Genomic DNA, 20,131 nt, shown 5'->3' with positions numbered 1-20,131 from the left:
ATTGCATTAAAAGGATGCTTGTGTTGTAATTCATTATTAATAATTATCTTTACCTTCTTCTACTACATAATCAATAGTACTTATAAGATTATTTGTTTCACTAAATTTATGATTATTTTTTTCTACTACTCTGTGAGTTTAAAGTCTTCTAAAAACCAATACATATTTGGAACTGTATCTCCCTGTATTTTTTTCCCTTTATTTTTGCCACTTACTTGCTGTTCAATGAAATAACTCTCTACATCAACAAGAAATATATTCTTATTCTTTTGCAAATTATCAATTTCTTTAATATTTTTATTATTCATTTTGCATTCAAATGCAATTATACCTTTTAAATCCATATCTTCTGTAATAAACGAATTTATCTTTTCTTGTGAAATTCTTTTACTATCTAAATCAGGCACCCCACCAATTGTAATTCTTGTACCTTCACTATCAAGTGCTCTTATTGTAAAACTAACTAAATCAATAGAGTACATGTTTATTACTTTCTCAAACTCATTTACAGCAATTGGTTTATTCAAAGTCACTGTTGCTATTAAATCAAATTCATTTTTTTGATTTTGTAATTTTTTAAAACTATCTTTACTTACTTTTGTATAATCTAACAATTCTTTTTTTGTTTCAATTTTAGGATAAATTTTCACCTTAACTTTATCTTCTTTATTCGTAATACTAAAATTTATATGTTCATTGTAATCATAAACATTCGTTGCATCTGACTTTGAATTAATCATTAATACTAATATTAAAGATAATACTATTACAAAACTTAACACTTTTTTATTTTTCATTTAAACTCTCCTTTTTTAATGATTCTATTCTCCCATAATTTATAATGATTTTTTTGATACAACTATTTTTTTATGCTACTTTATTTCACTTTAATTTATTAATTATGGCGTACTATAAGACATTTGTTTTAATGTATTAAAAAGTTTAGTATTATATTCGGTAAATTGTTTTATACTTTCTGAAGCAGTGATATTTATAGTACCTGTATATGTTCCTTGTGAATATTCTCTAAAATGAACATCAAAATAATAATCTGTTGAAGTTTTTATTGAGGATGGTGATAAAACTGTAATTTCTGTTTCTTCCCATTTTCCATCCCAATCATCATCATCTGTATCAAACTTAGGATTAGGATAATTAGTAGAATAATATCCATTATAAGTTAATTTATCACTCATATCAGTAATATCAATACCAGGATAATATGAATTATTATTATAATAACTCATGATACTTGATATAGTTGTATCATCATATCTCATATAGTAAGCATGTACATAAACTTGATCTTGACTAAAATCGTAGCTATCAATTCTCACGCTGCCTGAATCTGGGGAATAAGATCCAGATGGATTTGACCAAGAATAATATTTTGTATTATATGGAATGGCAAAAACTGTGGTACTTAGCGCCACTAAAAGTAACAAAAGAACGATAAAGAATTTTGTGTATCTTTTTTTAAAATTCATATTTAAACCTCCAGATTTATCAATTTGGGATTGATAAAAAATTTTTATAGCATTATAAATCTCAATTTGTGCTTTTTTTTTACAATACTTTAAGGTAGTTATAAACTTAAACCATTGCAACCTATCAAATCTTATATACTAAATAAGCTCTCAATCCAACTGTACTTTGATTAGGTATTTTAAATGAGTGTTTTATTTTTTTATTATCTAACAATAAATGCGCATTTTCTTGTCTTTTTTATATTACCACAATATTCTATATTTGCATGTCGAAAAATATCACAAAAAAAAAATAACGACAATCTTCGCAATACTAGAATTAATGTCGTTTTAATATATGTTTTTTATACCATTGTGATTATACCTTCCTTTTGAGCTAATAAAAACGAATGGAAAATAAGTATTTTTTTGAGAGTTACTATTAATATAAGTATATAAATTTTTCTTGTAACCAAAATTATCAAAGAAATTTTATTTAATTTTAACATATACAAAAACTCTAGTTGCTATTGATATAACCAAAAAAAATCTATAATATATTATTATCTTTTTATAAGCAAAACCAACCCCAAACAATACCCCAAGCACCCCAAAACCCTAACTAAAGATATTCTAAAATCCTTTCTACTATAATGCATATATCCCCGAGAACACCTAGCATCAATACTATCCTTTATCTCTCTCCACCGATTCATACTATTAACAAACAAAAGCCCAGCCAATTTTCCGGTATCATGAATCTTAGCTTTAAAATCACCAAATCCACCACGTACCACCATAGCTTTATACATTATCTGATATTCATCTTCAATCAGCACAATAAACCGCTCCATATTTTTAGCAATATCCGTAATATCACTTAGCCAATTCATTTTCGAAGTAAAATAAAATATATGGTCTATAGGCGTTGTAAGTGCTAAAAAACTAAGAGCCATGGCTCCTGATAAAGTTTTTAGAACCACTACCAGACTATAATAAACTCCATAATCAAAAACAAAGGTAATAGTAGATATCAATCCAAATAAAGTTAAAGTTACTGCAAATTTAACTACCATTTTAATAGGATTCTTGCATATCAAATGCAACAAAGCAAAAAAAGCAATATTTATTAGTAAAGGTATTGCTGATTTTGTAAATCCTAAAATTACTATAGGGAAAATAGTTAAAATTAGTTTCTCCATTGGATGTATTAAGTTATATTTGCTATTTTTAGAGTATGCGCTGATTAATCGAAACATTTATTTTCCCCTTAAATCGTAGGGGAGGGATAGAACCCGCCCGCCCGTTTTCATGTAATTCTATATTTTATTGTATTTCGGGTCGGGGTGGAACCCGACACCTACAGTGATATTAGTTAAATGCTTTTTTCTTCATCTTTACCATAGAAAGAACTATAAATCCAGCTGCTACAGATGCTTGTAATACGAATATTGCTTTTTCTGCAAAATCAGTTGGTGGTGTCCAAACACTTTCAAACCAAGGTTCATACCCTTCTCTTAATTCAATAATAGCTTCATTTGCTGAATCATCAGATCCTGTAAAATCACCCACCAGACCCATAACAAACATAACCATCATCAAAGTTATAAATAAACCAATTATAATTTTCTTACCAATCTTCATACTTCTACCTCCTGACCTAACATTTCTAACTCATTCTTTGAGTATTTTTGAATAAACTCAAAAACAATAACAGTAAAAATTCCTTCAATTATTGCAATAGGAACTTGAGTAATTGCAAATACTCCTAAAAATTTCACAAAAGCGCCCAATACGCCACCAGTTGTAGAAGGTATTGCAAAGGCCAGTTCAGTAGATGTAACTATATATGTTACGATATCTCCAAGAAATGCTGCTGAAAACACAGCAACTCTCATATTTTTATTTTTAAGTAATTTATAAACTATAAAAGCAACAATAGGACCAACAATTCCCATTGAAAACACATTGGCCCCAAGTGTGGTTAATCCGCCATGTGCAAGGAATATAGCTTGGAATAGTAAAACAATTAAACTTACAACAGCCATTACGAAAGGTCCAAAGATTATAGCTCCAAGGCCTGTTCCTGTAGGATGTGATGAACTTCCAGCAACTGATGGTAATTTCATAGCTGATAATAGGAATACAAAAGCAGCAATAAGCCCTAACATCATTTTTATATCTTTATTATGATTGGTTTTTTTTCTAATTTCCATAACTCCTTTTATAATAAATGGAGCAGAAATTACAAAATAAAACAAACACCACATAGGAGGTAAAAATCCCTCTGAAATATGCATAGCTTGAACAGTATATGGCATGCATAAAGTTAAAATAGCCGACATTATAAGTACATACTTTTTCTTCATAACACTCGTCCTTTCTGAAAATAATTAATATTTATATAATCCACTAGATCTTTTTCATTATTAAATGCTTTTGAGTATTCCTCTTCTGACCTTTTAATAACTATGGCTAGTATATCAGAATCTAAGGCCGCTTTAATTTTTTCTTCCGTTCCACCTTGAACTCCACTATCTTTTAAAATCATAGCCACTGCAGAATATTCCTTAATAAACCCACGGTTTAAATCATATCCTATAGGCCCTTTCATTGCAATAATATCACCAATATCAAGACCAAGCCCTATACATTTTTCCATTACAGATACACTAGGTAATACTCTGTGAATTACTCTATTATTTAAATCTGAATGAACAAACTTATCTATATTTCTGCTTCCAGTAGTATTTAAAACTGTTCCCTCAATATCCTTTAGCTTCTCAAAGGCTTCCTCATAATTTTCTACAAGTACTATATTTTTTTCTTCTTTAAATTTATCAATAATTGAAGCTCTTTCATATCTCAAATAATCAATGGATAACTCCCTACAAATAGCTTTTGTCATCTTAGTAATCTCAAGTGCATAAGGATGAGATGCATCTATAATTATATTAATATTTTTTTCTTCAATTATTTTTTTTAATTCTCCTTTGCTCAAAGGTTTTGAATTAAGTTCCTTATATCTAAACTCTTTTAAAAGCTCTCCACCATATGAAGTAGCCGTTGTTATAAATAAATCATCAGTAAATTTATTTAGTAGAGAAACTATTTTCTTTCCTTCTGAAGTACCTAGTATCAAACCAATCATGTAAATCCGCTCCTATTCAAAGATTACTGTAGGGGTCGGTTTCCATGCCGACCCTCAAATCGCCGTGAACACAAATACCAAACCTATTCTATATCAAGTCTATTTCTATTATACATGAGATATAATTATTTTTAATGTTGGCCTGGGAGCGGGCGAGCGTGGAAACTCGCCCCTACAAATAACCTTTTATTTATCAATCTTATAGCCTCTTGGTGTTATGAAGAATCCGTCCTTCATAAAGCTTTTACTATTCCCCACAATTACTATAGAAAACATATCAACTTCACTATCATCAAAATTCTCTATTGTATAAATATTAATAGATTGACCTTCTCTTAAAGCATTTTTTACAACTGCTACTGGCGTACTGGCAGGTCTAAATTCTTTTATAGTACCAATTGCTTCTCTTAGATAAGTTATCCTTTTCTTGCTCTTAGGATTATACAAAGAAATTATAAAATCTCCTTCTGCCGCAAGTCTAACTCGTTTCTTTATATCTTCGTAAGGTGTCATTAAATCACTTAAACTAATATTACAGTTATCATGCATTAAAGGTGCTCCTAAAACTGATCCTGCTGAAGATGATGCTGTAACACCAGGAATAATCTCCACTTCTTCATCCTCTCTAAGTTCTAATATAAGTCCCGCCATTCCATAAATACCTGCATCTCCAGTACTTATAACAGCAACAACTTTATCCTTTGCAAGTTCTAAAGCTTTTCTACATCTTTCTTCTTCACCCATCATACCAGTTGATACCGTTTCTTTATCTTTTATTAATGGTTGTAAGAATTCTAAGTATTTTGTATATCCTACAATTATGTCACTTTCTTTTATTGTATCTAATGCCTTTATCGTCATATGTTCAAGTCCACCCGGCCCAATTCCAACTACGAATAATTTTCCCATTTTAGTTCTTCCTCTCTGTTTTTAAACCTATTTCTCCTGCACTTAAAGTCATTCCATTCAATTTCATCTTTTTAATAATAAGCTTGCCTTCACAAAGTTCCACACAAGGTTCTGCCACTGCTTTCACTCCTATGGTTTTCTCCACAAAGCTGCTTCCATCATATTTATCTTGTATTTCTTTAATATCTTCGACCGTGAAAATTTTTAATTCTGCATTTAATTCCTTTGCTAAAGAAATAATTGCTTTTTCATGTTTTTTTATTTCCACTGTTCCGATGGTTTTTATACTTCTTTTATCTATATTGTTTTCTTTTAAAGTTCTAACTACATTTTCTAGCATTGTTTCTCCGTCATAGTCTTTTCTACATCCAATGCCCAATACTATATCTTTTCTTATTAACTTTAAAGTTACCTTTTCTTTAAAAATATCTATTTTATCTTTATTAGTTATATATACTAATGAATGCGATTCTTTTAAATCATCAATATACCCTTTAGGCAATTTCATTTGATTTTTATCATCAATAAATCCAACTTTTTTACCTTCAACTAAATCTGCTGCTATGCTCTTTGCTTTTTTCATATCATCAATAATAAGATTATTTTCTTTTGCAATCATATCGGGAGCTACTATATTTAAATTATCTGTAGCTGTCGTTATAATAGCTTCGGCTCCTAAAATTTCTGCTAGCTTTAAAGTCAGTTCATTTGCTCCACCTAAATGTCCACTAAGTAAACTTATAACATATTTTAATGTGTTATCTATTACCACCACTGCCGGGTCCTCAGTTTTACTTATTAAATAAGGAGCTATAGCTCTTACAGCTATTCCAGTAGAGGAAACGAATATTATTTCATTGTATTCATTCATAAGCTTTTTTGCTACTTCTTTGAAATTAAAATCTGGTTGTTGCTTTTTAGAATATAAATGAATATCCATATGTTTAGTTAGTGTTTCCGCTATTTTATCCCCTTGATTTGTAAAAGTTACAATGGCTGTTTTCATAAAAAAACCTTCCTATTTTTCAGCATCTCTAAACATATGAGAAAAACTTTTATCGTACAACAAGCTTTTATCATATTCACAATCAATAAAATCTCCAACTAATATTTGAGCCATTTTTGTTATATTTGCTGCTTTAACTTTCTCGCTTATATCATCTAAAGTTCCTATAATAGATCTTTCATCTGGCCATGTTGCTTTTTCTATAACTGCTATTGGAACATTTCGTCTATAGCCTTCTCTTAATTTAGCCACAACTTTATCCATCATTGATACTGACAAGAATATAGCCATTGATGCCCCAATGGATGCTAGTTTTGCTAAATCCTCCGTTTCTGGTACTGGAGTTCTTCCTTCAATTCTTGTAAGAATAACTGTTTGTGTCACATTTGGGAGTGTAAATTCTTTTTTAATTGCTGCTGCCGCTGCTGTGAAAGAACTAACTCCTGGTACTACTTCAAATTTGATATCTAGTTTTTCTAGTTCATCCATTTGCTCTTTTATAGCACCATAAATTGCTGGGTCTCCAGTGTGAAGTCTTACCACATCTTTTCCTTCTGCTTTAGCTTTCTTCATTACTTCAATAACAGCTTCCAAAGTCATTGATGCTGAATTATGAATTTCTACGCCTTCTTTGCAAAAATCCATATGTTCTTTATTTACTAACGATCCTGCATATATTACAACATCTGCTTTAGACAAAATATCTCTACCCTTTACTGTGATTAAATCTACGTTTCCCGGACCTGCTCCTATAAAATATACCATTATATTTCCCCCTAGTCTCTATTTGCTATGATTAGCGCCATGTATTCGTTATTTTTAATTATTTCTTCTTTCTCAGTTAAAACTTCCTGTCCTTCTCTTCCAGCTTTTTTAATATAAACATATTTAAAGCCTTTGTCTTCTAAGTAGTTTATAACTTCTTCTTCTCTTCTATAAACTTTCATTACTACAACAAATTTTTCATCTTTTATAGATTCAATTCTGTCTCCAGGAACTATTAATAAAGGTTCATTTCCTATAACAAGTGGTGTTCCCGCTATACTTGCACATGCACAGAAAGAAGTTATTCCTGGTATAGTTTCAGTTTCGTAACCTTTTTCCTCAATATATTTTAAAAGATATATATATGTACTGTATACGAAAGGATCTCCAATAGTTAGGAAGGTTACATCTTTTCCTTCTAATAGTTTTTCTTCAATAGCTTGAAAAGCTTCATAAATCTTATCTTCTTGTTCTGGTCCCCCCATTGGAAAATGTTTTGTTAACACTTCACAATTTTCATTAATATAATCTTCAACTGTTTCTAAAGCTATACTTTTTCCCCCTTTCATTCCGCTTGGAGTTACAATTACTTGTGATTCTCCTATAATTCTTGCTGCTTTTATGGTTACAAGTTCTTTATCTCCTGGTCCAACGCCTATTCCATATAATTTAGCCATTTATTTACCCCCACTTATTATAAATATCGGATTATTTGCTACCATCATGTGAGTTCTACCTTTTGCTCTACTCACTTGAATTTGATTGCATTCAGCTGTTACTCCTAATTGTTTAAGAGTATTTAGTGCAATATATAAATTATCTATAGTAATAAAGTTCAACACTATTCTGCCCTTTGGTTTCAGTTTTTCTAAGCTTACATTTATGATTTCTTTTAAATTTCCGCCACTTCCACCTATGAATACAGCATCAAAACTTTCATTTATCTCATTTAATTTTTCCATTGCCTCCCCTTCAATTATTTCAAAATTGTAGGTTTGGAATTTTTCTTTATTTTTATATAATACATCTAAAGCATCTTCATCCTTTTCTATTCCTATAACTTTTCCCTTTGAACAAATCTTTGCAGCCTGAATACTTATAGATCCTGTTCCTGCCCCTACATCTAAGACCTTTGAGTCTTCTTCTATTTCTAATTTTGCTATACTTAATATTCTAGTTTCTTCTTTTGTCATAGGGCAATTGCCTCTAATAAATTCCTCATCCTTTATAAATCTCATTTTATTCACCTGGCCTTTCAACCACAAAAACACTTAATCTAGTAAACTCTTTATCCATAAGCTCACCTGGAGTTCCTGAGGTAATTTTCTCATCTTCATAAGATAAGTTCTCACCGATATAAATTGTTGCATCTATATAATTCTCAAATAATTTTTTGCACATGTTTTGTGGCGTATTTATGTTATCTGTAAGCCATATAGAAAGTTTATTTTCACCTACCACCTGCAAAAATGCTTCTTCTCTACCATGAAGACTACCAAGTTGAGCCTTTTGCCAGGGTTTAGCCAGTTTTGCCATTAAATATTGAAAAGAACTTATGCCGGGAATCACATTAATATTACCTTTATAATTTAACTTAATATAATTTGTTATGCCATAAAATAATGGATCTCCAGACGCCAATATTGAAATTTCTTTGTCTTCATTAGCTAGGATAAAATCTATGATTTCTTTGAGAGATTTCACTTTAACTTTAATTCCTTGTGTTTCTTCAAATCCTTCTAAAGCCCTTGAAAATCCAACAATATATTCACTTTTTTCTATTTGATTTGTTGCTGCTGGAAGTATATACTCTTTACTTCCAGGACCAAGAGCCACGATGTTTATCATTGAAATCTCTCCTTTCGGTTTTTATTGATTGCTTTTGTTGCTGTTAAAAAGCACGCCTGCTTTCATTGCATACATAATAGCATCCACTTTAATTTCGCCATAAGTATATTGTTCCATTCTAGCAATAACTTTTTCCCCTATGCTTTTATATATTTGATTATATCTATCTCCTAGAAGATTAACTGCACCTTCTGTTGTCTTTTCAGCGTAAATTTGTTTTACTAACTCAGTATCGGCACCTGCAAGAGCTAACTCTAAAGCTATTACTTCAAGTCTTACATCGGAAACTCTACTATGAGTTTGAAAACATCCTGCAGATATTTTGCACAGCTTTCCTATATGGCCAATTATAGTTACTTTTTTAATCTTTTTTTCAATACAGTAGTTTAAAGCAAATCCCACAAAGTTTGAAATCTCAACTGCATTATCAATTTTCATTCCTAGTTCTTTTGCCTTTGATTCTCCCATATTACCAAATACTAATAATAATTCATCATATCCTTTTGCTACCTTCTGTCTAATTTCTACTTCTATTGATGCTTTTAAAGATTCTACTGACATAGGTACCACTATTCCTGAGGTTCCTAGGATTGAAATACCCCCTTCAATATTTAATCTTGGATTAAAGGTTTTCTTAGCCACTTCCTCACCGCTGGGAACTGATATAGTTATTTCAACTCCCATATTTTTAGGAAGTACTTCTTTAACTTCCTTTTCAATCATTTGTCTCGGTACTGGATTTATAGCTGGTTCACCTTTTTTTACATATAAACCTTCTCCATTAACAATTCCAACGCCTTTTCCACCTTTTAAAACATACCCTTCAGAAATTTTTCTAGCTGTAGACCAAATTTCTAATCCGTGGGTAGCATCTATATCATCTCCCCCATCTTTCACCACACAGCATTGAACAAAATCCTCTCCTCGTTCTATCTTAGTGATTTCAAGATTCAAGACTATGCCTTTTGGGGTATCTATTTTTATTTCATTAATATCACAATTATTAAACAGCATATAGGTAGCCGCTTTACTTGCTGCTGCTGCACAAGAACCTGTAGTATAACCACATCTTAATTGTTTTCCCTCACTATTTACAAATAGCTCCAACATCTTAAGATCTCTCAACTAGCATATACATTAAAGCATTAACAATTGCCGCTGCTACGCTGCTTCCGCCTTTTCTGCCTCTCACTGTTATCATTGGTAAATCCATTTTTTCAATCTCTTCTTTTGATTCAGCTGCTCCCACAAAACCAATAGGTGCTCCAACTACAAATCCTGGATTTGCCTTTCCTTCTAACATTAATTCTTTTAGCTTGAATAAAGCAGTAGGTGCATTACCAAAAACAAAGAATTCTACTCCCTCTTCAACCGCTATTTCAACTGCGGCCATACTTCTTGTGATTCCTCTTTCTTTTGCTATCTTTGCAACATCTTCTCTTGCAACATAACATACTACATCACAACCTAATATCTTAAGTGCTCTTTTATTGATACCAGAAAGAGCCATATTTGTGTCTGTGTAAATCTTTGTACCTTTTTTTAATATATTTAAAGCTGCATCAATGGCGCCCTCTCTAATATATACAATATCCTTATATTCAAAATCTGCTGTTGTGTGTATAGTTCTTTTAATGATAGATAGTTCTCTTTCATCAAAAGAATGAGGACCCATTTCCTCCCCTATAATCTCGAAACTTTTTACTTCTATACCCATAGGGTTTTTTATGTAAGATTGCATTACTTTCACCTCTTATTTTAGTGTTGTACTTTATACTAATACTGATTTGTTTCAACTGTAGGGGCGGGTTTCCATGCCCGCCCGGCTCTATTTATTACGATATAATAATTAAATACCCTATTTCAATTAAATTTTGAGGTAACGGGTCGGCGTGGAAACCGCCCCCTACCTTATATTCTCAATTAAGCTTTTTATAAAACTAATATTGTTGAAAAAGTGTACATGCCCATAAGCCCCAAGCGTATTTCCTTTAACGTATCCACATTCCCAAGTCTTAAGTATTCCCTCATAATTAATTTTTTCTAATTTATAAATACTTTTTTCCTTGGTATCAATATAAGATTTATGGAATTCGTGAGTACTTATTTTTAATCCTGTTGGCAATAATTTATTTTCATTCACAACTTCAATATCTGAATATCCAAAATTCTGAAGTCTTTTAGTCATATGAGCCTCACCTTTGAAGAATCCAACTGTTTCATGTCCTTCTATAGCTTCTGTGAGATACATTAATCCGCCACATTCAGCATAACAATTAAGTCCATTTTCCAAAGCTTCTTTTATACTTTTTAGCATACTTTTATTTTGACTAAGTTCCTTTATAAATACCTCTGGGTATCCCCCTCCAATATATAGAAAGTCAATATCTTTTGGTAATCCTTTATCATTTAGTGGACTGAAATAGACTATTTCACCTACTTCACTAAGTAATTCTAAATTTTCCTTATAATAAAAACTAAAGGCTTTATCATAAGCAACACCTATTTTCATATCTTTATTTTCTAGCTTAAAATCTTCGCTGTGAAAACTTTTATCTTCAAATATTTCTATAAGTTCATCTAAATTAACATTTTCTTCAATAAGCCTAGCACATAATTCTATCTTGCTATCCAAATTATCTATTTCACTGCTTTGAATCAACCCTAAGTGTCTGCTGCCAAGAACTAGCTCTTCATTCTTTGGAATATATCCAAATACCTTTAGTCCACAGTTCTTTTCGATAGCAATTTTCAAAAGTTTATAATAGGCCGGTGCTATATTAGTAAGAATAACCCCTACAATTTTCACATTATCATAGTTCATTATTCCTAATATTTCAGCACATAAGGTATTGGATACAGCCTTTGGTGAAAGAACTAATACCACTGGTACATCTAAAGTCTTAGCCAAGTGAGCTGTTGAATATTCTGATGTTATTCCCTTTCCATCGTAAAGACCCATAACTCCTTCAATAACAGCCAAGTCTCCTTCTCCTCTATTGAAAGAAGCTTTTACTCCTTCTTCTTTCATCAAAAACAAATCTAGATTTCTTGATTTGTTTTTGAGTACATGACTATGAAAAGCTGAATCTATATAATCTGGACCTGCTTTATAGCCTTGTACTTTATACCCTCTATTCATTAAGGCTTTCATTAATCCAATTGTAACTGTGGTTTTTCCTCCTCCACTAGAGTTTGATGATATTAACATGGTCTTCATAAAGATTTTCTTCTTCCTTTTTTATTTTTACCTGTATCTGTATATTTTTCTTCGATTACATCAATCAAGTGATTTATATAAATCTCTTGAAATTCTTCAATTTCACCTAGTCCATGAATATAAATATTCACTTTAACTCCATGCCTTTCTAAAATTGATTTCCATGAATCCTCTTCATCTGATGCCATATCATTTTTTGCATGGTCCCCCGCCACTAACATTAAAGGCATTAAAGTAGCTTCTTTTATATTGTTCTTATTTACCCATTTAATCACATCATCAATTGTAGGGTATCCTTCAACATTTCCTATAAAAATATTACTATAGCCATTATCCTCAAGAACATTTTGTAGGCAAGAATAACATGCATTTGCAAAGTGTAGCGTCCCGTGTCCCATAAAAATAAAATTATCTTTTTTATTAATAGTTTTTTCTATTGCATCAATAAATATTTGATAATCATCTGGTGCTTCTTCATCAAACCCTTTAAAATACAAGGCAGGTCTTCCCACCATTATTTTTTTAAAATTCCCACGTTTATCGTATTTATGAGCTATTAATTTTATATAATCAAATTCAAGTCCAGGAATAATATGAAGTGGCTGCACGTAAACTTCTTCATATCCTTCTTTCATTAATCTTTCAAAAGCTTCTTCTGGGGTATCTACATGGATCCCATCTCTTTTTTTCAATACATTTATTACTCCATGAGCTGTAAAAGCACGTCTTACTTCAAAATCTTGAAATTGTTCTTTTATTATATTTTCAATTTTACCTATAGTTAAATTCATTGTATCTTCATGAGTTGTTCCAAAACTAACTACTAATATTGCTTTTTTCATAATTTAAAACCATCCTTTATCTTACTGTAGGGGCGGGTTTCCATGCCCGCCCGATTCTAGTTGCTTATGTTAAACAATAGAATTTGTGGGGCTGATTATTTGTATGGAATAATAAAATTTATGTGGCAAGGGTCGGCGTGGAAACCGACCCCTACGGTTATACTTGGAATTTTTTCATTGCCTGTAAAAAGGAATCTATGTGTTCTTCAGTATGTGTTGTATTGATAAACAAAGCTTCGAATTGTGATGGTGCTATGTTTATGCCTGAATTAAGCATATGTAAGAAGAATTTTTTAAACATATCTGTATCACATTTCTTAGCATCTTCGTAGTTTTCAACTTTTCCTTCTTCATTAAAAAATAAAGTTATCATTGCCCCACATCTATTTACACAAAGAGGTAAGTTTTTCTCTTTTGCTATTTTTAAAGCACCTTTTTCTAATTTTTCTCCCAATGTTTCTAATTTCACATATAAATCTGGATTTTCATATAATTTAGTTAAAGTAGCAAGTCCTGCTGCCATAACTATTGGGTTCCCTGACATTGTTCCCGCTTGGTAAACTGGTCCCATAGGTGATAGTTTTTCCATTATTTCTCTTTTTCCACCGTAAGCACCGCAAGGAAGTCCCCCACCCATTATTTTTGCAAAAGTTGTTAAGTCCGGTGTTACTTCGTATAAACTTTGCGCTCCTTTATATGCAACTCTAAATCCACACATTACTTCATCAAATATTAATATGCTTCCGTTTTCATCACACAATTCTCTTAATTTTTGTAAAAATTCTTTTTTAGCTGGAACTACACCCATATTTCCTGCCACAGGTTCTATTATTACTCCTGCTATTTCATTACCCATTTTTTCAAAAATCATTTCTATATTTTCTATATCATTGTAGTTTCCGATAACTGTATTTTTTATGCTTGCTTCTGGTACTCCAGCACTTCCCGGTATTCCTTCTGTCATTACCCCAGAACCTGCACTTATTAAGAAACCATCAAAATGTCCATGATAACATCCTGCAAATTTTATGATTTTATCTCTTCCTGTATATCCTCTTGCTAATTTAACCGCGCTCATTGTTGCTTCTGTCCCTGAATTAACCATTCTAACCATGTCAAAATTATCTAATGTAGTACACATGTGTTTTGCAAGTTTAAGTTCAAGTTCAGTGGGAGCACCAAAAGCAATGGCATTTTCTGCTGTTTCTTTTATAGCTTTTACTACATCTTTATCACAATGTCCAAGTATCATCGGCCCCCAAGCACCAACGAAGTCTATATATTGATTTCCATCTTCATCAAATATATAAGCCCCTTCACCTTTTTTAATAACTGGTGGGGTTATTTCCATATCTTTAAATGCTCTAACGGGGCTATTTACTCCCCCTGGCATATATTGTTTTGATTCTTCAAATATCTCATGTGAATTCATTTCTAATCCTCCTTCAACCATTTTGAGGCTTGTAATGCATAGTAAGTAATTATTATATCCGCTCCTGCTCTTTTCATTGAAATAAGCATTTCAAATGCAATTTGTTTTTCATTAATCAAGCCCATTTTTGCAGCCGCTTTTACCATTGCATACTCTCCACTTACACTATAAGCAGCTATTGGGAAATCGCATCTATCTTTTGCCTGTCTTATAATATCTAAATATGATAGAGCTGGTTTTACCATAATTATATCTGCACCTTCTGCTATATCATCTTCAATTTCTCTCATTGCTTCTCTTGAATTGGCTGGGTCCATTTGATAAGTTTTTCTATCTCCAAATCCTGGTGCTGAATTAGCCGCTTCTCTGAAAGGACCATAAAATGCTGATGAATACTTTGCACTATAACTCATTATAGGAACATGTTTATATCCATTTTGATCTAATATCTCTCTTATAGCTGCTACTCTACCATCCATCATATCTGATGGTGCCACCATATCTGCTCCTGCCTTTGCATGTGATAGTGCAATTTTCGCTAAGTAAGGAAGGGATTTGTCATTAATAACTTTACCCTCTTCAATTATTCCACAATGTCCATGGGTAGTATATTGACACATACACACATCTGTAATTACATAAAGTTCTGGACTTAATTCTCTTATTTTTCTTACAGCTTTTTGCACTATTCCATTGGGATCAAAAGCTGAAGAAGCAATTTCATCCTTGCTATTTGGAAGTCCAAATACTATTACCCCCTTAACGCCTGCTTCCTCAACTTCTTTTATAACGCCCTCTAACATATCTACTGAGTAATGATAATTATCTGCTATTGATGATATTTCTTCTTTTATTCCTTCACCTTCAACTGCAAATATTGGGAAAATAAAATCATCCGGAGTCAATTTATTTTCTCTTACCATTGCTCTAATTGCGCTGGTTTCTCTTAATCTTCTATTTCTACTAAACACGATATTTTATGCCTCCTCTTTAATTTCTAAAAGTTTCTCAATTAACCCTTGACTACTATATTCTTCACAAACAACTGCTTCCATCCCATTTATCTGCAGTTCCTTATTTGTGATTGGTCCAATAGCTAAAGATTTTTTCATTTTAAGTTCTTCTAGTCCAACCATTTTTATCATATTTCTAACTGTAGAAGGACTTGTATATAAAACCACATCTACATCTTCAAAAGCTCTTTTATTAACTAAATCTCCTGTAACAGTATCATAAACATGGACTTCATCAACAATACAATCTAATTTTCTTAATTCTTCTACCAAATAAGGTCTTGCTATCTTAGCTCTAGGTATCAAGATTTTTTCTCCACTATTAACTTCTGTCTTTAAACTTTCAAATAAAGATTCGGCAACAAAATTTTTAGCTTGAATTTCAGGTATAATACCTCTGTTTTTTATACTATCAGTGGTTGCAGGCCCTATAGAAGAAATTTTAGCTTTAATTTTTCTGATATCATAGTTTATATTTTTTAAATAATCAAAAAATGAATTTACTCCATTAACACTAGTAAAAACTATATGATTATAATTTTCTAATTCTTTTATATAATCTTTAAGGTTTTCAGGAGTATTCTCTATTTTTATAGAATTAATTTCTGTAACCTCTGCTCCTAAGCTTATTAATTTTTCTGTCACCGGCTTTGCTTGTTCTTTCGTTCTAGTTACACAAACATTAAGTCCAAATAAGGGTTGTTTTTCTTTCCAATTTAATTGTTCATGCAATTGAACTACATCACCAATTACAATTATACAAGGTGATTTTAGCCCTGCTTTTTTTACTTTATCACTTATATCAGTTAAATCACCAACAACTTTTTTCTGCTTAGAAGTAGTTCCCCTCATGATAACTCCACAAGCAGTACTTTTATCTTTTCCTCTTACAACTAAATTTTCGATAATTTCATCTAAACTACCAAGTCCCATTAGAAAAACTAAAGTTCCTTCTAATGCTGCTACTGATTCCCAATTAATATTAAGATTTTTAGCACTCATGCCAGTAAAAACGTGGAAACTTTGTGCCATGCCTCGGTGAGTTATTGGAATTCCTGCATAGTTTAAAACTGCAATAGCAGAAGTTATTCCTGGTACAACCTCAAAATCAATATTTTCTTCTATTAATCTTAAAGCTTCTTCTCCACCACGTCCAAATACATAAGGGTCTCCCCCTTTTACTCTTCCTACTATGTGCCCTTCTTTTGCTAATTGAATAATTAAATCGTTTATTTCTTCTTGAGTTTTATAATGAGCTCCTGATTCTTTTCCCACATAAAACACTTTACAATCTTTATTTATATGTTTTAAGATATTTCCCCCTGCCAATCTATCATAAAGAACAGCAGTACATTCTTTAAGAACTCTAACAGATTTCAATGTCATTAATTCTTCATCTCCAGGGCCAACACCCATAAGGTATACTTTACTCATATTTATCTCCTTACCCTTTCAATATTTTTCTAGCTAATTCTCTTCCAAGCGCTTTTCCATTTTCTTTTTTTCCACTAATGCTTTTCTTAATAACTTTTCCTTCTATTTCGTAAATGCCTATTATACTCATTGTATCTTCTTCAAGCTCTGCATAAGCACCTATACAAATATGGCAGCCACCATTTAATTCTCTCATATAAGCTCTTTCAGCTTCTACACACATTCTAACTTTATTATCATCCAATTTTCTAAATATATTAGCATTTTCACTTTCTGAAACAACTTGTATTCCTAAAGCCCCTTGTCCAATGGCTGGTACAATATCTTTAATACTAAAATAATCTGTTATAATATGTTCTAATCCTAGTCTTTTTAACCCTGCTGCAGCTAATATTATTCCATCTAAGTTTTCTATTTCAATTTTTTTAAGCCTTGTTTGAACATTTCCTCTTATAGGCACAGTCTTTATATCTGGACGTAATAATTTTAATTGCTTTTCTCGTCTAAGGCTACTTGTTCCTATTATTGAACCCTTTGGCAATTCATCAAAATGAATCCCTTTATTTCCTATAAATGCATCTCTTACATCTTCCCTTATAGGCATAGCAGCGATTTCAAATACTGGATCCATTTCAAAAGGTACATCTTTCATACTATGTATAGCAGCATCTGCTTCTTTATTTATAAGCGATAGTTCAATTTCTTTAACAAATACTCCTTTACCTCCTATTTTATCCAAAGATACATCTAGTCTTCGGTCCCCCTCTGTAACAATAAGAAGTTTTTGGCTATCAATATCAAACTTGTTTTTCAATAATTCCATGGTGTATTCTGTTTGGACTTGAGCAAGTTTACTTTTTCTAGTAGCTAATTTTATCTTCAAAAATTTCCCCTCCAAAAAATATTTTTAAGGTAATGACTGCTTTCCCTTTATTGAATATAAATCTAAAATCTTCTGTAGCTATAAAACTTAAAATTTCTTTCTTGTTTTCATTATTTTTTATCATTTTTCTTATTTCTATGGCAAAATCAACAAATTCATCGTATTCTTCTAAATTTTCTTTTACCTTAGTCTTCAAATACTGACTTATCTTCGGGTTGCCCCCTTTAGTATGAATACTAAATTCAATGCTTTTGGTTCCATCGCTTATAGGTAAAAGAAATTTACCTTTACTAAAATCAGTACAATTTAAATATATTTTTGAATATTCATCACAATCTTTTATAATTTCATCAACTTTTAATTTATCATTAATAGCTATTACAATAAGGTGTTTATCTTTTATAAACTCAATACTATATTCTTCATTTATAATATTTAAATTTTGATTATGCTCTAACAATTTAAAATCTTCTTTTATTTCCTTGGAAATAATTGTAACTGAGCATCCTTTTCTTAAAAAAGTTTTTGTTTTAATTAAAGCTGCCTTTCCTGCTCCTATTATTAAAATTTTTAAATCCTTTGATATTAATGATATTGGCAAATATTCTATTCCTGTGGGATAAATATTTTTTGTAGTATTCTCATGCATTCATCTCCACACCCTTTCAATTGCTCTTCCTTTAATACTTCTATTGCTCGATTAACATAAAGATCTGAGGTACTTTTTAATAATTTTTGTGCCAATTCTTCATTATTTTTGGAGTCTTTCTTATTTATAAAAGTTTCATATCTATCTTTGTATACAGAATCTCCGTAACTTTTTATTTTTCTAATATGAGGAACTATTTCATTTAATACCTTATACTTCTCATATTCTTTTATATATTTTTCTAATATTACTCTATTTTGGTTCATTACCTCTTTTCTTATTTGCTTATTTTCATCATCTATTGCAGAAATACTATCTATATCTATAACTTCTACCCATTCTAATTCTCTAATACTCTCATCTACATCTCGAGGAATTGCCATATCAAAAATAAGATAAGGTTTTTTAGGTAATTCTTCTTTTTTTACTATTATATGTGGAGATGAAGTACAACTTATAATGCATTGAACTTTATCATAGTAATCTACTTTTTCTTTAAATGATATATAATTTATCCTATCATCCTTAGATTCATGAACTTCAACATAACGAACTACTATATATAATTTTTCTAGTTTATCATTAACAAGATACTTTTCCACTAATTTTCCTACCTCACCATATCCAATAATCATATAACTAGTAATATCTTTATTTTTACTTTCTTTTGCAACTATAGAAGCTGATGATATAGGTATTTTATACATACCACTTTTCCATCTAAACTCTTTTCCGCAGGTAATTGCTAGCTGAAACAATTTATATAAAGATTTGCTTGTGGTATTATTCTTTTTTGAGATTTCAAAAGCATCTTTAACTTGGCTTAATATTTGGTCTTCTCCTAAAATTTTAGAATGAAACCCACAGGTTACTTCCATTAAATGCTCAATTGCGCTTTCTTCTTCTCTTATAAAAACATACTCCTTATACTCTTTATTCCAATCTAACAATTCAAATATTTTATTTAATGCTTCTTCTCCATACATATCGCAGTCAAAATATATTTCAGTTCTATTACATGTGCTTAATATAATAACACCCTTTGAAAATTCTATGATTTTATTCAAAGCATTTTTAACATGTCTTGGTACAATAGAAAGCTTCTCTCTTATTGAAATATCAATATTATGCTTTAACCCAATAAGTTGTATCACATTATCACTCCTAGAAAAACATACTTAAATTTGTAAACAAAAAAACCCCTGCTATTAACAGAGGTTATATCCCTTTATATATTATGGCTATAATTAAATTTTCTATTAATTATAGTTATAAACATCACTTCCCTCCGAAGTAGTTCTTTCAATAATTTTGGCAGGTCTCCTGACTTGCATATCATTCTCCTCCCACCTTCCCAAACATAAATGTTCAGTGGTCACGGGATTCGTCCTTGCTTACAGTAACGGGGGCTGTAACAGACTTTCACTGTTTTCCCTATTAAACTTATAATAAGTACCATAATTATATAATATTTAGTTTTATAATTTAATTATACTGCATTGAAAACATATAA

22 protein-coding genes and 1 riboswitch are annotated in these 20,131 nt (G+C 31.0%); all 22 genes read right to left on the bottom strand.

Features of this window, described 5'->3' with window-relative positions; translation table 11 throughout:
• Positions 1-125: 125 nt before the first annotated feature.
• The 22 genes from BUB83_RS10305 to hemA all read right to left on the bottom strand — a co-directional run bounded on the left by BUB83_RS10305 (position 126) and on the right by hemA (position 19,772).
• Positions 126-797 (bottom strand): hypothetical protein, encoded by a 672-nt coding sequence (locus BUB83_RS10305; protein WP_073338385.1) that lies wholly within the window; start codon positions 795-797, stop codon positions 126-128.
• Positions 798-899: 102 nt separating this feature from the next.
• Positions 900-1,487, bottom strand: coding sequence for a hypothetical protein (locus tag BUB83_RS10300; protein ID WP_073338384.1), 588 nt, complete (start codon positions 1,485-1,487; stop codon positions 900-902).
• Positions 1,488-2,029: 542 nt separating this feature from the next.
• Complete coding sequence (gene cbiQ, locus BUB83_RS10295) at positions 2,030-2,725, bottom strand: cobalt ECF transporter T component CbiQ (RefSeq protein ID WP_073338383.1); 696 nt, start codon at positions 2,723-2,725, stop codon at positions 2,030-2,032.
• A 112-nt stretch (positions 2,726-2,837) separates the two neighbouring features.
• Entirely contained in the window at positions 2,838-3,110 is a 273-nt protein-coding gene (locus BUB83_RS10290) for an energy-coupling factor ABC transporter substrate-binding protein (protein WP_073338382.1), read from the bottom strand.
• A complete protein-coding gene (locus BUB83_RS10285) occupies positions 3,107-3,835 on the bottom strand; it encodes an energy-coupling factor ABC transporter permease (RefSeq protein ID WP_073338381.1) in 729 nt (242 codons plus the stop codon). Before BUB83_RS10285 ends, BUB83_RS10290 begins: the two co-directional genes overlap by 4 nt.
• Positions 3,832-4,617, bottom strand: coding sequence for a cobalt-precorrin-6A reductase (locus tag BUB83_RS10280; RefSeq protein WP_073338380.1), 786 nt, complete (start codon positions 4,615-4,617; stop codon positions 3,832-3,834). Before BUB83_RS10280 ends, BUB83_RS10285 begins: the two co-directional genes overlap by 4 nt.
• 186 nt (positions 4,618-4,803) lie before the next feature.
• Complete coding sequence (gene cobJ / locus BUB83_RS10275) at positions 4,804-5,526, bottom strand: precorrin-3B C(17)-methyltransferase (protein ID WP_073338379.1); 723 nt, start codon at positions 5,524-5,526, stop codon at positions 4,804-4,806.
• 1 nt (position 5,527) lies between these two features.
• On the bottom strand, positions 5,528-6,532 hold the full coding sequence (gene cbiG / locus BUB83_RS10270) for a cobalt-precorrin 5A hydrolase (RefSeq protein ID WP_073338378.1): 1,005 nt from the start codon (positions 6,530-6,532) through the stop codon (positions 5,528-5,530).
• A gap of 12 nt (positions 6,533-6,544) precedes the next feature.
• Positions 6,545-7,297 (bottom strand): precorrin-4 C(11)-methyltransferase, encoded by a 753-nt coding sequence (gene cobM, locus BUB83_RS10265; RefSeq protein ID WP_073338377.1) that lies wholly within the window; start codon positions 7,295-7,297, stop codon positions 6,545-6,547.
• Between the two features lie 11 nt (positions 7,298-7,308).
• Positions 7,309-7,974: a cobalt-factor II C(20)-methyltransferase gene (locus BUB83_RS10260; RefSeq protein ID WP_073338376.1), complete on the bottom strand. Its 666-nt coding sequence runs from the start codon at positions 7,972-7,974 to the stop codon at positions 7,309-7,311.
• Positions 7,975-8,535 carry a precorrin-6Y C5,15-methyltransferase (decarboxylating) subunit CbiT gene (cbiT, locus tag BUB83_RS10255; protein ID WP_073338375.1) on the bottom strand — a complete coding sequence of 187 codons (561 nt, stop codon included), beginning with the start codon at positions 8,533-8,535 and terminating at the stop codon, positions 7,975-7,977.
• Position 8,536: 1 nt separating this feature from the next.
• Positions 8,537-9,145: a precorrin-6y C5,15-methyltransferase (decarboxylating) subunit CbiE gene (gene cbiE / locus BUB83_RS10250; RefSeq protein WP_073338374.1), complete on the bottom strand. Its 609-nt coding sequence runs from the start codon at positions 9,143-9,145 to the stop codon at positions 8,537-8,539.
• A gap of 21 nt (positions 9,146-9,166) precedes the next feature.
• Entirely contained in the window at positions 9,167-10,255 is a 1,089-nt protein-coding gene (cbiD, locus tag BUB83_RS10245; RefSeq protein WP_073338373.1) for a cobalt-precorrin-5B (C(1))-methyltransferase CbiD, read from the bottom strand.
• 1 nt (position 10,256) lies between these two features.
• Entirely contained in the window at positions 10,257-10,886 is a 630-nt protein-coding gene (locus BUB83_RS10240; protein ID WP_073338372.1) for a precorrin-8X methylmutase, read from the bottom strand.
• 165 nt (positions 10,887-11,051) lie between these two features.
• Complete coding sequence (locus BUB83_RS10235) at positions 11,052-12,365, bottom strand: cobyrinic acid a,c-diamide synthase CobB (protein ID WP_073338371.1); 1,314 nt, start codon at positions 12,363-12,365, stop codon at positions 11,052-11,054.
• Positions 12,362-13,207: a sirohydrochlorin cobaltochelatase gene (locus BUB83_RS10230; protein WP_073338370.1), complete on the bottom strand. Its 846-nt coding sequence runs from the start codon at positions 13,205-13,207 to the stop codon at positions 12,362-12,364. The genes BUB83_RS10235 and BUB83_RS10230 overlap by 4 nt, the downstream gene beginning before the upstream one ends.
• Before the next feature lie 157 nt (positions 13,208-13,364).
• Positions 13,365-14,639 carry a glutamate-1-semialdehyde 2,1-aminomutase gene (gene hemL / locus BUB83_RS10225; RefSeq protein WP_073338369.1) on the bottom strand — a complete coding sequence of 425 codons (1,275 nt, stop codon included), beginning with the start codon at positions 14,637-14,639 and terminating at the stop codon, positions 13,365-13,367.
• 2 nt (positions 14,640-14,641) lie between these two features.
• Positions 14,642-15,610: a porphobilinogen synthase gene (gene hemB, locus BUB83_RS10220; protein WP_073338368.1), complete on the bottom strand. Its 969-nt coding sequence runs from the start codon at positions 15,608-15,610 to the stop codon at positions 14,642-14,644.
• A 6-nt stretch (positions 15,611-15,616) separates the two neighbouring features.
• Positions 15,617-17,086: a uroporphyrinogen-III C-methyltransferase gene (cobA, locus tag BUB83_RS10215; RefSeq protein WP_073338367.1), complete on the bottom strand. Its 1,470-nt coding sequence runs from the start codon at positions 17,084-17,086 to the stop codon at positions 15,617-15,619.
• Between the two features lie 10 nt (positions 17,087-17,096).
• Entirely contained in the window at positions 17,097-17,969 is an 873-nt protein-coding gene (gene hemC / locus BUB83_RS10210; protein WP_073338366.1) for a hydroxymethylbilane synthase, read from the bottom strand.
• A complete protein-coding gene (locus BUB83_RS10205; protein ID WP_073338365.1) occupies positions 17,947-18,618 on the bottom strand; it encodes an NAD(P)-dependent oxidoreductase in 672 nt (223 codons plus the stop codon). Before BUB83_RS10205 ends, hemC begins: the two co-directional genes overlap by 23 nt.
• Positions 18,576-19,772, bottom strand: coding sequence for a glutamyl-tRNA reductase (gene hemA / locus BUB83_RS10200; RefSeq protein WP_073338364.1), 1,197 nt, complete (start codon positions 19,770-19,772; stop codon positions 18,576-18,578). The genes BUB83_RS10205 and hemA overlap by 43 nt, the downstream gene beginning before the upstream one ends.
• 142 nt (positions 19,773-19,914) lie before the next feature.
• Positions 19,915-20,093: riboswitch (cobalamin riboswitch) on the bottom strand.
• Positions 20,094-20,131 lie beyond the last annotated feature (38 nt).

The sequence above is a fragment of the Clostridium grantii DSM 8605 genome (assembly GCF_900129965.1).
GTDB lineage: Bacteria > Bacillota > Clostridia > Clostridiales > Clostridiaceae > Clostridium_AF > Clostridium_AF grantii.
This window is presented reverse-complemented; position numbering and strand designations above follow the sequence as displayed.

Coding starts and splice junctions, on each gene's coding strand:
- BUB83_RS10230 (WP_073338370.1), bottom strand. CDS start 13,207: ATGAAAAAAGCAATATTAGTAGTTAGTTTTGGAACAACTCATGAAGAT.
- BUB83_RS10205 (WP_073338365.1), bottom strand. CDS start 18,618: ATGCATGAGAATACTACAAAAAATATTTATCCCACAGGAATAGAATAT.
- cobM (WP_073338377.1), bottom strand. CDS start 7,297: ATGGTATATTTTATAGGAGCAGGTCCGGGAAACGTAGATTTAATCACA.
- cbiD (WP_073338373.1), bottom strand. CDS start 10,255: ATGTTGGAGCTATTTGTAAATAGTGAGGGAAAACAATTAAGATGTGGT.
- BUB83_RS10300 (WP_073338384.1), bottom strand. CDS start 1,487: ATGAATTTTAAAAAAAGATACACAAAATTCTTTATCGTTCTTTTGTTA.
- cbiE (WP_073338374.1), bottom strand. CDS start 9,145: ATGATAAACATCGTGGCTCTTGGTCCTGGAAGTAAAGAGTATATACTT.
- hemL (WP_073338369.1), bottom strand. CDS start 14,639: ATGAATTCACATGAGATATTTGAAGAATCAAAACAATATATGCCAGGG.
- cbiT (WP_073338375.1), bottom strand. CDS start 8,535: ATGAGATTTATAAAGGATGAGGAATTTATTAGAGGCAATTGCCCTATG.
- cbiQ (WP_073338383.1), bottom strand. CDS start 2,725: ATGTTTCGATTAATCAGCGCATACTCTAAAAATAGCAAATATAACTTA.
- BUB83_RS10280 (WP_073338380.1), bottom strand. CDS start 4,617: ATGATTGGTTTGATACTAGGTACTTCAGAAGGAAAGAAAATAGTTTCT.
- cobJ (WP_073338379.1), bottom strand. CDS start 5,526: ATGGGAAAATTATTCGTAGTTGGAATTGGGCCGGGTGGACTTGAACAT.
- cbiG (WP_073338378.1), bottom strand. CDS start 6,532: ATGAAAACAGCCATTGTAACTTTTACAAATCAAGGGGATAAAATAGCG.
- BUB83_RS10235 (WP_073338371.1), bottom strand. CDS start 12,365: ATGAAGACCATGTTAATATCATCAAACTCTAGTGGAGGAGGAAAAACC.
- cobA (WP_073338367.1), bottom strand. CDS start 17,086: ATGAGTAAAGTATACCTTATGGGTGTTGGCCCTGGAGATGAAGAATTA.
- BUB83_RS10260 (WP_073338376.1), bottom strand. CDS start 7,974: ATGGCTAAATTATATGGAATAGGCGTTGGACCAGGAGATAAAGAACTT.
- BUB83_RS10285 (WP_073338381.1), bottom strand. CDS start 3,835: ATGAAGAAAAAGTATGTACTTATAATGTCGGCTATTTTAACTTTATGC.
- BUB83_RS10240 (WP_073338372.1), bottom strand. CDS start 10,886: ATGCAATCTTACATAAAAAACCCTATGGGTATAGAAGTAAAAAGTTTC.
- BUB83_RS10290 (WP_073338382.1), bottom strand. CDS start 3,110: ATGAAGATTGGTAAGAAAATTATAATTGGTTTATTTATAACTTTGATG.
- BUB83_RS10305 (WP_073338385.1), bottom strand. CDS start 797: ATGAAAAATAAAAAAGTGTTAAGTTTTGTAATAGTATTATCTTTAATA.